Source organism: Micromonospora sp. NBC_01412 (assembly GCF_045040215.1).
GTDB classification, from domain to species: domain Bacteria; phylum Actinomycetota; class Actinomycetes; order Mycobacteriales; family Micromonosporaceae; genus Micromonospora; species Micromonospora rubida.
This window is the reverse complement of sequence record NZ_CP109528.1, coordinates 3,263,556-3,276,506: the sequence shown is the minus strand read 5'-3', so window position 1 is coordinate 3,276,506 and position 12,951 is coordinate 3,263,556. Positions and strand designations below refer to the sequence as shown.

Here is a 12,951-nt window from a genome sequence, read left to right as displayed (position 1 = left end):
CATGAGCCAGGCACCGGAGAGTGTGGAAAACCCGGCGACGGTGGAGACCCGCGGGGACGAGCGGGTCGACCTGCTCCGCGCGGACACCAACAACGACGGCAAGACCGACGTCTGGGTCGTCGACACCGACGGCGACGGTCGGGCCGACCTGTTCCAGTTCGACACCGACGGCGACGGCAAGGTGGACATCACCATGGTCGACATCGACGAGGACGGGACCCCCGACGAGGTGGTCGACGGCGACGGCGGCCTCCCGCCGGAGCCGCTCCCCCCGACCGTCCAGGTCTGAGGGCGGAAGGGGTCCCTGCCGAGGCTGCCCGCCCGGCACGGGCCCCTTCCGGGTGTACCGGAGTCGACCGCGGACCGGTCAGCCGGCCAGCGTCAGGGTCGCCAGGTAGTACGGGGCGTCCCGGTCGTCCACGTCGGTCAGTCGCCACGGGGTGCCCCGGACCAGATCGGCCAGCTCGGCCACAGAGCAGACCAGGTAGTCGAACCACCCGGTGCCCAGTTCCCGGTACCGCAGCCGCAGCCGCAGCTGCCCGCCGAGCCGGCCGCGGCTCCGGTTCAGCTCGTGGTAGCCGGTGTGCACCGGGTCGGTGGTGCCGTACGGGTCGGTGCCGTGCGCGATGACCTGCGCGCCGGGCCTGGCGAGCGCGGCGAGCGCGGCGAGGAACGCCGACGCCCGGTCCCGCCCCTCGATCAGCCCGAGGTTGTTGCCGAGCAGCAGGAAGGTGTCGTAACGCCGGCCGTCGGCGACGTGCTCGTCGATTGTGCCGTGCACCAGGTCCCGCACCCCGCGCCGGCGGCACACCTTCAACGCACCGAGGGAGGTGTCCAGCCCGGTCACCGGCACTCCACGCTCCTGGAGCAGCAGCGCGATCCGGCCGGCGCCGACGCCGATGTCCAGCGTCTCGCCCCGGACCCGGTCCACCGCCCGGTGGTCGTACGGCTGCCACTCGGCGGGGCCGGCCAGGTAGTGGGCGGCGGGCGCGCCGTTGATCAGGCCGTCGTCCCGCTCGATGATCTCGATGACGGGCCGGGGCAGCCGCCCGCCGGCCATCGGCCGGGGGCCGATCCCGGTCTGCACGGCGAGCGCGTCCCGTAGCAACTCGCCGAATACGTCGCCGATCCTGGGTTCCCCGGTCACGGGGTTCACGCTAACCCCCTGGGCAGCGGGTCGCGCGGTCGTATTCTTGCGGCGTGACCACCTTGGACCGCCTCGCCGCGGAGAAGTACGTGCTGTTGACCACGTTCCGCAGGGACGGGCGGGCGGTGCCCACCCCCGTGTGGGCCGCCCGCGACGGTGACGCGCTGGCCGCCTGGACCGTCGCCGACTCGGGCAAGGTGAAGCGGATCCGGCGCAGCGGCGAGGTGACGGTGGCGCCGTGCGACCTGCGGGGCCGGCCGCACGGCGAGGCGGTGCCCGGTCACGCGACCATCTGCGGCCCGGCGGACACCCGCCGAATCCGCGAGCTGCTGAAGCAGAAGTACCGGCTGGTGGGGCGGCTGAGCCTGTTGGGCAGCCGGCTGCGGCGGGGCGAGCGGGGGACGGTTGGCATCCGGATCAGCCTGCCGGAGTGACCGCCCGGGCCGGACACGGGTCAGGGGTGGCGGACCGTCGTCCGCCACCCCTGACCTGTACGTCTGTAGAATTCCCGGCGGTCAGTCTCCCTGGCGCTGCTGGGGAATCTGCCCCTGCAGTAGAGCCCGAACCTCCGACTCGCGGTAGCGGCGGTGCCCCCCCAGGGTCCGGATGGCGCTGAGCTTGCCAGCCTTCGCCCACCGGGTCACCGTCTTCGGGTCGACACGGAACATCGACGCCACCTCGGCCGGTGTGAGCAGCGGCTCCGGTTCGTGCGTTCGCGATGCCATATCGGTCACTCCTCCACAGGTATAGACATCGGCCGGGGTCCCGCCGGCCGACGCGTCTCCCATGGTCCGGCTAGTCCCCGATGTCCGACATGGGCCGAACGGCCGAAGGTCCCTAGACGGACGGATGAACCATGCCCGATTTATACGACTAATATACGGCAGGAACCACCTTATTCGGACTCATAATCACTGGTCGTGATGCTCCAATTACGAGCACACTTCAGATCGGGAGCGCTCCCAAAGGGGATTTACGGCCGGCTGGGTGGGTATTTGCCCAGGTGGGAGCTAGTTGCAGCGCTCCAGCAGCTGGACCGCCCGCCAGCGGGCGACCAGCGTGTCGTAGGCCGTGGACGCCTCCTCGGCCTCCCCCTTGGAGAGCCCGGCGAGCCCGGTCGCGACGAGTGTCGGTGAGTCGTCAGCGGCGAGGGTCTCGTCGGAGAGCAACTGGACGAGGCCGCCGTAGTCCAGCTCCACCACCGAGTGTGGGTGGAACTCCTCCAGCCACCGGGCGGCCTCCTCGACCGCCTCGGTGATCGGCGCCTCGCCGACGGTCTTGCCCAGCACCGACAGCGCCCGGGACGACCGGCTCCGGGCCTTGGAGATCTCCGTCCGGTAGCGCAGCGCGCGTCGCCCCGGGTGGGCGACCAGGTGCCGCTCCTCGGCGTCGAACAGGACGAACCAGCGCAGCGGCACGCCCCAGGTGGCGATCTGCTCGTGCACCCGGGGGACGCCGTGCTCCAGCACCCGGGCCCCGCTGCGCCAGTCCTCCACCACCGCCTTGGCCTGGCCCGCGAGGACCGGCGGCACGAACGCGTCGGCCAGCACCGACGGCACGCCGTCCCGAGCGCTCAGTGCCGCCTCGGCCACCCGGATCCGCAGGTTCCACGGGCAGACCAGCAGGGTGTCGCCGGACTCCAGGACGTACGCCTCCTCGGGCAGGTCGGGCAGCCGGGTCCAGCCCGCGCCCAGCGCCTCGATGACCGTCGTACGCTGCCGCCCCGGCCCCTCCGACGGGGGCACCGCCCGCCCCTCGGACACGTAGCGCCGCCAGTACGACTGGCGGTCCCGGTCGAAGGCGGTCAGCGGCTCGTACACCCGCAGGTACGAAGCGAAGAGCGACGGCACTGCGCGATCCTCCCACGAGACGGAATCCGGACGCGGGCAGCGCCCCGAGCGCGCGCCCGACGTCCCCGCTCACCCGCCGGACGCCCGGACGTCGGACGGCGGACATGCTGGGACGACAGTACGGCGTCGGCCGACACTAGGCTCGACCCACCGGCACCATCCCGCCGGCGTGCCACAGGTTCCGTCCCACAAGGACGCACACCGACACAGGAGTCAGCCATGGGCGTATTCGCCAGCACCGACGGCCCGTCATCCACCGGCCACGAACAGGTCGTGTTCTGTCAGGACACGCATACCGGGCTCCGGGCGATCATCGGGATCTACTCCACCGCGCTGGGCCCCGCGCTCGGCGGCACCCGGTTCTACCCGTACGCCAGCGAGGAGGCGGCGCTGGCCGACGTGCTCGACCTGTCCCGCGGCATGGCGTACAAGAATGCCCTGGCCGGGCTGGACCTGGGCGGCGGCAAGGCGGTGATCTGGGGCGACCCGGCGCAGCTCAAGGGCGAGGCGCTGCTGCGCGCGTACGGCCGCTTCGTCGAGTCGCTGAACGGCCGCTACTACACCGCGTGCGACGTCGGCACCTACGTCGCCGACATGGATGTGATCGCCCGGGAGACCCGCTACGTCACCGGCCGCAGCGTGGAGCACGGCGGCGCGGGTGACTCGTCGGTGCTCACCGCGTGGGGCGTCTTCCAGGGCATGCGGGCCGCCGCCGAGCACGTCTGGGGCACCCCCACGCTGAACGGCCGGCGGGTCGGCGTGGCCGGGCTGGGCAAGGTCGGCAAGCACCTGACCCGGCACCTGCTCGACGACCACGCCGAGGTGGTGGCGACCGACGTCGACCCACGGGCGCGCGAGTGGGTCCGCGCCAACCACCCGCAGGTCGAGCTGGTCGACGACGCCGCCGCGCTGGTCGCCGCCGACATCGACGTGTACGCCCCCTGCGCGCTGGGCGGCGCACTGGACGACGAGACCGTGCCGGCGCTGCGGGCGAAGGTGGTCGCCGGGGCGGCCAACAACCAGCTCGCCCACCCGGGGATCGAGAAGCTGCTCGCCGACCGGGGCATCCTCTACGCCCCCGACTACGTGGTGAACGCCGGCGGCGTGATCCAGGTCGCGGACGAGATCGAGGGCTTCAACTTCGAACGGGCCAAGCTGCGGGCCACGAAGATCTACGACACCACCCGGCAGATCCTGCGGCTGGCCGACGAGGAGGGCGTCCCCCCGGCGGTGGCGGCGGACCGGCTCGCCGAGCGCCGGATGGCGGAGGTCGGCCGGCTGCGCAGCATCCACCTGAGCTGAGCGTCACGCCCGGCCCGGTACGGAAAACAAGCCGGGTCGGGCGCCTCGCACGGAGCGGGACGGACGGCGGCGTTAAGCTGGAAATCGGGGTGATTGCCGCCCATCTGTCCGGCGTCATGGGTGGTTCGGCATTCGACCCTTACCCCGGTACACTTGGTGACAGCCGGGTCACTGCGACGCGCAGGGCCGGCAGACGGTAACCCGAGGTGCCGAACAGCGGCATCCCCATGTACCGTAAGAGCCACGAGAGATGCCTGACGTCATCGGGGCCCGCCTTCGGGCTGCCCCGCATTCTGTGCGAGGGGGTCGAGCCATGGGGCGCGGCCGTGCTAAGGCCAAGCAGACGAAGGTGGCCCGGGAGTTGAAGTATCACTCCCCGAACACCGACCTCACCGCCTTGCAGCGCGAACTGGCGGGTGCTGGTAAGTCGGACCACGTCGTCGTCGATGACGACTACAACAAAGAGAATGTCGACGACGACGATCACCCGGACGAAGACCCGGACCCCTGGGTCCGTCCGACCCGCTGACCTCCGGGAACATCTGAGCACGCGGCAAGCCCCGCGTGCTCACGCATGTGCCCATCGGGATGCGGCGTACCCACCCGATGATCAGGGGCCTGCCGTGCCGGAGCCGATCCGGTCGCCGCGGCAGGTCCTTGATCTCGGACCCGCCCCTCAGCGGGGCCGGTTGTTCCAGTTGTAGAACGTCGGGATGTTCTCGAAGTGGTTCCAGGCGCAGACCGCGCCGGCACCCTCGTCTCCCGCCGCCTCCGAACGCAGCCGGCGCGCGTCCTCCGCCTCCTGGAGCAGGTCGGCCAGCCCGGCGGCGGTGTCCCGCACCCGGTCGGAGACCGGTTGCCCGGTGTCTCCCCCGACACGTTCAGCCTGCCGGTTTCCGATGGTCTCGGGCATGGTCCAACACTCCCTCCAGTAAGCGGATCTTGCTGTTGCGGCAGTGCTCGGTCTCCGTACCGTCGAAACGCCCCAGCTCGAAGTAACGGTTGGCGGCGTGTCCACCCCCGCAGAAGCCGAAGTACGGACAGGACGACCGGCACGCCTCCACGCCGGCCAGGAACTCACCCACCCAGGGGGTCCTCAGCTCCACCTCTGCCAGGATCTCGGCCAGCGGGGTGGTCAACACATTGCCGCTGCTGAAGTCGCCGTACCTGGCGTCGGTGAAGCCGGCCAGCTCCGGGGAGAGCACGGTCACCGACCCGTCGTGGCCGACCGTGGGGATCGGGTCGAGCCGCCGGGGCAGCAGGTCGTCGGCGGTGCCGTCGAGCACCGCAGCCGTGTACCGCAGCGACCACTCCACCTCGCGCAGGTGGATCCGGGGATCCCGGCGCCAGGCGGCCACCAGCTCGGCCCAGAACGCCCGCACCGGCGCCGCTTCGTGGGCGTTGCCGCGGGTGTTGACCCCCTCGGTCTCCTCGATGTTGACCCCCAGCACGTCGCAGCCGAGGCCGAGGAAGTAGTCGTACAGCTCGGCGGCCCGGCCCGGGGTCGGGTCGCTGACCACCGCCAGCGCCGAGAACGGCAGCCCATGCCGGCGCAGCGTCTCGATCCCGCGCACGATCCGGTCGTACGCGGGCCGGCCGGCCCGGGTGACCCGGTCGCCGTTGCGCCCGCGCGGCCCGTCCACGCTCACGCTGACCCGCACCCGGTGCGCGGTGAGAAACTCGCACCAGGCGTCGTCGATCAGGGTGGCGTTGGTCTGCACATGGTGTTCGACCTCCGGCCCGAACGGGGCGAGCAGCGCGGCCAGGTGTTCCCGCCCGGCCGCGAGGGGCTCCCCGCCGTGCCACACCACGGAGAACCGGCCGGCCGAAGCCCATGGGTTCACCGACGCGGCGACCGCCTCGGCCACCGCGACCGGCATCCGGCGGTCCGCCGCCCGGAACGGCAGATAGCAGTACGCGCAGTCCAGGTTGCAGAGAGTGGTCGGCTGCATCACGACGTACGACGGGATCGGGGAGAGTCCCCGCATCCCGCTCACCGGCCGTTCCCGAGCAGCCATCGCCCTCCTTCCTGGCCTGAAGGGTGTCCTTCAGGCTAGGCGGCGATGACCACTCGGGTGAACCCCTGATCAGGTACTCGGATGATCAGCGCTGTGTGATCAGCCCCGGGTGTGCTGGCCGACCATCTGCACCCTGCCGGTGCCCTCGATGATCTCGCCGGCCTGCCAGGCGTCGACGCCCCGGCCGGTCAGCGTGGCCAGGGCCCGGTCGGCGTCCTCGGCGGAGACGATCGCGAACATGCCGATGCCCATGTTGAAGGTCGCATCCATCTCGTGGTCCTCGATCCGGCCCTTGGACTGGATCAGGTCGAAGATCGGCTGCGGCTTCCAGGTGGAACGGTTGACCACCGCGTCGACATGCTCCGGCAGGATCCGGACCAGGTTGCCCGGGATGCCGCCGCCGGTGACGTGCGCGATCGAGCGCACCTCGGCCTCGGCGATCAGCTTGAGGCAGTCCTGGGCGTAGATCTTGGTCGGGGTGAGCAACTCCTCGCCGAGGGTGCGCTGCCGGCCGAAGTCGTCGATCACCACGTCCAGCCGCATCCGGCCGGCCCCCAGCAGCACGTGCCGGACCAGGGAGTACCCGTTGGAGTGCAGGCCAGAGGAGCGCATCGCGATGACCACATCGCCGATCTCGACCCGGTCCGGGCTGAGGATCTCGCTCTCCTCGACCACGCCGACGCCGGTGGCGGAGACGTCGTACTCATCCGGGCGCAGCACGCCCGGGTGCTCGGCGGTCTCGCCGCCCAACAGCGCGCAGCCGGCGTACCGGCAGCCGTCGGCGATGCCGGCGCCGATCTCGGCAACCTTGTCCGGGACGACCTCGCCGCAGGCGATGTAGTCGAGCAGGAACAGCGGCTCGGCGCCGCAGGCCACCAGGTCGTCGACGACCATCGCGACCAGGTCGATGCCGATCGTGTCGTGGATGTCGAGCTGCTGGGCGATCACCAGCTTGGTGCCGACGCCGTCGGTCGAGGACGCCAGGATCGGGTTCTTGTACTTCTTCGTGTCCAGCCGGAACAGGCCGGCGAAGCCGCCGAGGTCGCCCATGACCTCGGGCCGCCGGGTCTGCTTCACCTTGGACTTGAGCAGCTCGACCGCGCGGTCACCCGCCTCGATCGAGACGCCGGCGTCCGCGTACGAGACTGAGCGTTTGCGCGCCGGGCGGCCGGTGCCGGCCGTCCAGGGCTGGCGGTCGCCGCCGGCGCCGGTCGGGCTGCTTCCTGTGCCGCTGCGCTCGGACACGTGCGTCACGGTTCTCCCCTTTGTGGTTCTCGCGGGGTGCCGGAGCTGACCGGCGGGCCCGCGTCGGGCGGTGCTATGGGTGGTGTACGGTCGCGCCGCCCGGAGCGGCTACGAGCGGTGCGGCGGCGTGCTCCGGGGCGTCCGGGGCACCAGCGACTCGGCGTCCCACTCCTTCGAGCACGTGCTTGCCGATCAGGTTCCCGGCCGGCAACTCGATCGGGTACTCCCCGTCGAAGCAGGCCCGGCAGAGCCGGGTCTTCGGCTGCTCGGTCGCGGCGATCAGGCCCGGCAACGAGACGTACCCCAGCGTGTCGGCGCCGATGGAGCGCCGGATGCCCTCGTTGTCCAGCCCGTTGGCGAGCAGTTCGGCCCGGGTGGCGAAGTCGATGCCGTAGAAGCACGGCCAGTTGACCGGGGGGGAGGAGATCCGGACGTGAACCTCCAGGGCACCCGCCTCGCGCAGCATCCGCACGATCGCCCGCTGGGTGTTGCCACGCACGATCGAGTCGTCCACGACGACCAGCCGCTTGCCCCGCACGTTCTCCCGCAGCGGGTTGAGCTTCAGCCGGATGCCGAGCTGGCGCAGGGTCTGCGACGGCTGGATGAAGGTGCGCCCCACGTACGGGTTCTTCATCAGGCCGGCGCCGTAGGTGATCCCGGACTCCTCCGCGTAGCCGATCGCCGCGGGGGTGCCGGACTCCGGCACCGGGATCACCAGGTCGGCCTCGACCGGGTGCTCCTTGGCAAGCTGGCGGCCGATCTGCACCCGGGCGGCGTACACGTTCCGCCCGGCGATGGTGGCGTCCGGCCGGGCGATGTAGACGTATTCGAAGAGGCAGCCCTTCGGCTCCGGCGCGGCGAAGCGGCTGGACCGCAGGCCGTCCTCGTCGATGGCGATCAGCTCGCCCGGCTCCACCTCGCGGACCACGCTCGCCCCGACGATGTCCAGCGCGGCCGTCTCGCTGGCCACCACCCAGCCGCGCTCCAGCCGGCCGAGGACCAGCGGGCGCACGCCGTGCGGGTCGCGGGCCGCGTAGAGCGTCGACTCGTCCATGAAGACGAAGCTGAACGCGCCGCGGAGCTGGGGCAGCACCTCCAGCGCGGCGGCCTCGACCGAGAGGTCCGGCCGGCTGGCCAGCAGCATGGTCACCAGCGAGGTGTCGTTGGTCGAGCCGTCGGCGACCAGGCCCCGCTCGACGACCTCACGCTGGAGCTCGGCGGTGTTGACCAGGTTGCCGTTGTGCGCCAGCGCGATCGTGGTGCCCGCGCTGGTGGACCGGATGGTCGGCTGGGCGTTCTCCCACGTCGATCCACCCGTCGTCGAGTAGCGTGCGTGCCCGATCGCCAGGTGCCCGCGCAGGCTGGCCAGGGTGGGCTCGTCGAAGACCTGGGCCACCAGGCCGAGATCCTTGTAGACCACCACGCCGGAGCCGTCACTGACGGCGATCCCGGCGGCCTCCTGGCCCCGGTGCTGGAGTGCGTAGAGCCCGAGGTAGGTCAGGTTGGCGACCGCCTCCCCGGGTGCCCAGACGCCGAAGACGCCACACGCGTCCTGCGGGCCGGGTCGTTGAGGATCAAGGTCGTGGCTCAGCCGGCCGTCGCCTCGGGGCACTTACCGCTCCCTCATGCTGGGTCTGGACTGGCCGGGCGGGATCTCGGGGGCGGATCCGCGCTTACTCGGCCGGGACCACTGTCGTCGCCTCAGAGTGTACGCGAATGAGCGTCAATACAGAAAGTCACCGTCAGGCTCCGCTGCGTGACAGCCACGGGAGCTAGTCGTTCGGTCGGAGCGGGAGGTGCGCGGAGAGGTCGGCGCGGACGCCACTGACCCGTACGCGGCCCTCGGCGACCGCTTCCGCCCAGCTCAGGCGGCCCGTCGCCAGCTCCAGCCAGGTGGTCGGGTCCAGCTCGACGACGTTGGGCGGGGTGCCACGGGTGTGTCGGGGACCGGGAATGCACTGAACTGCGCCGTAAGGTGGGACACGCACCTCCACCGATCGGCCGGGGACTCGGTCCGCAAGGGTGGTCAACAGGGCACGAACCGCCTCCCGGAACACCGACCGTTCGGGCGTACGACCCTCGTCGAGGGCGGCGAGTGCGGCGGCCACGGCTGCGGACTTTGTGTGCGGAGAGGACACGACGGGACGATACGACCTGGCTCCGGCGCTTTCGACGCGGCCCTGGGTCGCGCCGATCCGGTCAGACAAGGCATAGTTGCCGACGGCGTATTCGTACCGTGATGATCCCCGGCCCGGCGCCCCGCCGGCCAGGGAAGTCAGACCGGAAGGCGGTGGACGTGTCAACACACCGACGTGCCTGGAAGCAGCGGGCCGGTGTGGTCGTGGCGCTGGTGGTCGGCGTCCTGCTCGCCGCCCCCGCCGCACCCGCCCTGGCAGCCGAGGTCGCGGTCTCGCCCGGCTCGATCAACCTGAACGCTGGCAGCGACGCCACCGTGACCGTCCAGGTCACCCCGCGCGACGGCGACGATATCGCCAGGATCAGCCTCAGCGGCCTGCCCTCCGGGGTGAGCTGCACGGGCGGCTGCGGCCCGTTCAGCTTCAACGGTCAGTCGCCGAAGACCCAGCTCCTGACGATCAAGGCGAGCGACAACGCACCCGACGCGGGCGGCGTCACCGTCACGGTCCGGGTGGAGCCCGACAAGTCCAGCGCCGGCACAGGGACCTTCCAGCTCAGCGTCAAGGCGAAGGCCGCGCCGGCGCCGACGCAGGAGCAGGTGCAGACCGTCAAGTCGGTCTCCGGCAAGGTGGTGGCCTCGGCCAACGGCGCGGCGGTGCCGAACGCCATCGTCATGCTCCAGGACAGCGGCGGCCACCACTACGAGACCACCAGCGACGGCAGCGGGAACTTCCGCTTCACCGGCAGCAAGGACCGGCCGATCACGCCGGGCCGGATCGGCATCGGCGCCGTCCAGGGCGAGATCCGTACCACCAAGTCCTTCGACGCGAGCGCCGGGCAGAGCGTGACCGGTCAGCGGATCAGCCTGGCGATCAAGGTCGAGGTGAGCCCGAGTCCCACCCCGTCGGCCACCGAGGAGCCGCTGCCCACCGACGAGCCGACCGAGGACGCCGCCGACGAGAGCCCTGCGGCCACCCCGGGGGCCGCGCAGAAGAACACCTCCACCGAGGAGGAGTCCGGCTTCGGATCCCTGCTGCTCATCCTGCTCGGCGGCCTGTTCGTGGCCATCGGCGTCGGCACCATCGTGCTGCTCTGGATGAAGCGCCGGGAGAACGGCGACGACACCGACGACGACGCCCCGGCCGGTGCCGCCGGGGCGGGCGCGGTGCCCGCCGCCCGGGGGGCGTACCACGGGGCGGACGACAAGACCCGGGTGGTCAACCGCGTCGGCGGCGGGCCGGACCCGACGATGATCGGCGGCACCTCGCTCAGCGACGCGCCGACGATGATGCACCAGCCGATCGTGGACGACGTCCCGCCGGACCCGTACGGTGCCCCGCCACCCACGTACGGCCCCGGTGGCCAGCAGGGCGGCTGGGGAGCCGGCGGCGGATACGGCGCCGAACCCCAGGGCGGCGGCTACGGCGCGGCCGGGGGCTACGGCAACGCGCCCGCCTCCGGGGCCGGCTACGGCAACGCGCCCGCCTCCGGGGCCGGGGGCTACGGCAACGCGCCCGCCCCCACCTCCACCGGCGGGTACGGCGCGCACGGCACCGACGCCCCGGCCTCCGGCGGCGGCTACGGCACCGCCCCCACCTCGACCGGCGGCGGGTACGGCTCCGGGAGCGGGTACGGCGGCACGCCCGGCGGGTACGGCACCGACGCCCCAGCGTCCGGCGGCGGCTACGGCAGCCGGGGCTACGGCGCACCGGCGGACGCGGCGGCCGAGGGCTACCCGGGCCAGGGCGGCGGTTACGGCGAGCGCTACGACGAGCCGACCGGCCGGTACACCGGCGAGGCCACCGGCTCGTACACCCCTCCGGCGGACCCGTACCCGACCAGCACCTACCAGGCCGACCAAGGCCACAGCTACGGCCAGCCGGAGTCGCCTCCGCAGTACGGCCGCGGCGGCGAACCCACCGGCGGCGGGTACGGCCAGCAGGGCGGCTACGACGCCGGTCAGCAGGGCGGCGGCTACGACCAGCGCGGCGGCTACGGCGGCGAGAGCTACGGCCAGCAGGGCGGCTACGGCCAGGCTGGCGGGTACGACCAGCAGCAGGGCGGCGGCTACGGCCAGGAGCCCCCGCAACAGCGTGGCGGCTACGGCCAGCAGCCCTCGCAGCAGGGCGGGGGGTACAGCCAGCAGCCCCCGCAACAGGGCGGGGGCTACGGCCAGCAGCCCCCGCAACAGGGCGGGGGCTACGGCCAGCAGCCCTCACCGCAGGGCCACGGATACGACCAGCCGGCCGGCTACGACCAGCGGCAGGGCGGCGGCTATTACGGCGACCAGGCCCAGCCGGATCAGGCCCGACCCGACGGCCCGCCGCAGCAGGACCGGGGCGGGCGCCGGCTGGACTGGCTGGACGACTGACCCTCGCGGGTCGACCGCCCGCACCGCGACGCAGAGAGCGGCTGCCCCGTCGGGCAGCCGCTCTCGCCCGTCGGGGCCAGGGGATGACGTAGAAGGACCGGCCGAGGGGCGGGCGAGCCGGCTCAGGCGGCCGAGAAGACGCCCTGGCGCAGCACCGGGACGACGTCCGAGACGCCGACCTGGACCGCGACCTCCACGTCGCCGGCGAAGCCGCCCTCGACGAGCTCCCGGCCGGAGACGCAGCCACGCACGGCGGCCGGCACGTCCGGGGTGCTGGCCAGCGCGGCGAGGGTCATCGCGGCCTCCACCGACAGCCCGCCGGGCACCCCGGAGAGGGAGTCGAGCACGCACCCCGCCCCGAGCTGGTCCTCCACCGAGGGCCGCAGGGCGCCGTCGGGCCAACGCTCGCCGGAGGCGATCACGCCGATAGGGGCGTCGACCGAGCCGTACCCCCGCTCGCACAGCCAGCGCCCGACGGCGCGGGCGTTGCGCAGACAGGCGGCGACCACCGGAAGCCCGGTGGCGCTGGCGGCGGCGCTGATCGCCGAGCCGTTCGGCGACGGCAGCACCAGGTCGGCGACGACCGGCGCGGTACGCAGCGCCGCCGGGGAGAGCGACCACGGATGCTCCGGGGTCATCTGCCGGCGGCCCACGGCGGCGACCGCGCCAACCCGGCGCGCGTACTCCGCCGCCTGCTCGCCCCAGGGGAACGGGTGCACCCGCATCCCCCGGGCGACCGCAACCTCCACGGTGGTGGTGAACGAGAGCACATCCACCACCACCAGGACGGCGCAGACGCGGCCGAGCTCCGCCGCGCCGGTCAGCCCCCAGTCGAACCGGGCGCCGGAGCCGGGTTGGGCGAAGACGGCCGCGGCCATCGCC

General features: G+C 72.5%; 14 protein-coding genes. 5 read left to right on the top strand and 9 right to left on the bottom strand.

What is annotated here, in order from left to right:
* Position 1: 1 nt before the first annotated feature.
* A complete protein-coding gene (locus OG617_RS15020) occupies positions 2 to 289 on the top strand; it encodes a hypothetical protein (protein WP_161688904.1) in 288 nt (95 codons plus the stop codon).
* A 78-nt stretch (positions 290 to 367) separates the two neighbouring features.
* Here OG617_RS15020 and OG617_RS15015 read toward each other — a convergent pair whose 3' ends face one another.
* On the bottom strand, positions 368 to 1,147 hold the full coding sequence (locus tag OG617_RS15015; protein WP_405102278.1) for a class I SAM-dependent methyltransferase: 780 nt from the start codon (positions 1,145 to 1,147) through the stop codon (positions 368 to 370).
* Positions 1,148 to 1,200: 53 nt separating this feature from the next.
* Between OG617_RS15015 and OG617_RS15010 the strand changes: the two genes are divergently transcribed.
* A complete protein-coding gene (locus OG617_RS15010; RefSeq protein WP_405102276.1) occupies positions 1,201 to 1,581 on the top strand; it encodes a PPOX class F420-dependent oxidoreductase in 381 nt (126 codons plus the stop codon).
* An 81-nt stretch (positions 1,582 to 1,662) separates the two neighbouring features.
* Here the strand turns inward: OG617_RS15010 and OG617_RS15005 are convergent, their stop codons facing one another.
* Together OG617_RS15005 and OG617_RS15000 are read right to left on the bottom strand one after the other, a co-directional pair.
* On the bottom strand, positions 1,663 to 1,872 hold the full coding sequence (locus OG617_RS15005; RefSeq protein WP_007073996.1) for a BldC family transcriptional regulator: 210 nt from the start codon (positions 1,870 to 1,872) through the stop codon (positions 1,663 to 1,665).
* 285 nt (positions 1,873 to 2,157) lie between these two features.
* Positions 2,158 to 2,997, bottom strand: a complete 840-nt coding sequence (locus OG617_RS15000; RefSeq protein WP_405102274.1) for a hypothetical protein — start codon at positions 2,995 to 2,997, stop codon at positions 2,158 to 2,160.
* Between the two features lie 219 nt (positions 2,998 to 3,216).
* Between OG617_RS15000 and OG617_RS14995 the strand changes: the two genes are divergently transcribed.
* Together OG617_RS14995 and OG617_RS14990 are read left to right on the top strand one after the other, a co-directional pair.
* A complete protein-coding gene (locus tag OG617_RS14995; RefSeq protein ID WP_405102272.1) occupies positions 3,217 to 4,299 on the top strand; it encodes a Glu/Leu/Phe/Val dehydrogenase in 1,083 nt (360 codons plus the stop codon).
* A gap of 313 nt (positions 4,300 to 4,612) precedes the next feature.
* Positions 4,613 to 4,828: a DUF3073 domain-containing protein gene (locus OG617_RS14990; protein ID WP_405102270.1), complete on the top strand. Its 216-nt coding sequence runs from the start codon at positions 4,613 to 4,615 to the stop codon at positions 4,826 to 4,828.
* A 147-nt stretch (positions 4,829 to 4,975) separates the two neighbouring features.
* Here the strand turns inward: OG617_RS14990 and amcA are convergent, their stop codons facing one another.
* The 5 genes from amcA to OG617_RS14965 all read right to left on the bottom strand — a co-directional run bounded on the left by amcA (position 4,976) and on the right by OG617_RS14965 (position 9,670).
* A complete protein-coding gene (gene amcA / locus OG617_RS14985; protein WP_405102268.1) occupies positions 4,976 to 5,212 on the bottom strand; it encodes a multiple cyclophane-containing RiPP AmcA in 237 nt (78 codons plus the stop codon).
* The gene (gene amcB / locus OG617_RS14980; protein ID WP_405103716.1) at positions 5,181 to 6,287 is read right to left on the bottom strand and encodes a cyclophane-forming radical SAM peptide maturase AmcB; all 1,107 of its coding nucleotides are present in this window, start codon (positions 6,285 to 6,287) and stop codon (positions 5,181 to 5,183) included. Before amcB ends, amcA begins: the two co-directional genes overlap by 32 nt.
* A gap of 129 nt (positions 6,288 to 6,416) precedes the next feature.
* On the bottom strand, positions 6,417 to 7,571 hold the full coding sequence (purM, locus tag OG617_RS14975) for a phosphoribosylformylglycinamidine cyclo-ligase (protein WP_405102266.1): 1,155 nt from the start codon (positions 7,569 to 7,571) through the stop codon (positions 6,417 to 6,419).
* Positions 7,572 to 7,635: 64 nt separating this feature from the next.
* Entirely contained in the window at positions 7,636 to 9,174 is a 1,539-nt protein-coding gene (purF, locus tag OG617_RS14970; RefSeq protein ID WP_405102264.1) for an amidophosphoribosyltransferase, read from the bottom strand.
* 160 nt (positions 9,175 to 9,334) lie between these two features.
* On the bottom strand, positions 9,335 to 9,670 hold the full coding sequence (locus tag OG617_RS14965; RefSeq protein ID WP_405103714.1) for a sterol carrier family protein: 336 nt from the start codon (positions 9,668 to 9,670) through the stop codon (positions 9,335 to 9,337).
* A gap of 131 nt (positions 9,671 to 9,801) precedes the next feature.
* On the opposite strand from OG617_RS14965, the gene OG617_RS14960 reads away from it, so the two are divergent.
* Positions 9,802 to 12,069, top strand: coding sequence for a carboxypeptidase-like regulatory domain-containing protein (locus OG617_RS14960; protein ID WP_405102262.1), 2,268 nt, complete (start codon positions 9,802 to 9,804; stop codon positions 12,067 to 12,069).
* A gap of 122 nt (positions 12,070 to 12,191) precedes the next feature.
* Here OG617_RS14960 and OG617_RS14955 read toward each other — a convergent pair whose 3' ends face one another.
* The gene (locus tag OG617_RS14955; RefSeq protein WP_405102260.1) at positions 12,192 to 12,947 is read right to left on the bottom strand and encodes a 2-phosphosulfolactate phosphatase; all 756 of its coding nucleotides are present in this window, start codon (positions 12,945 to 12,947) and stop codon (positions 12,192 to 12,194) included.
* Between the last annotated feature and the right edge of the window lie 4 nt (positions 12,948 to 12,951).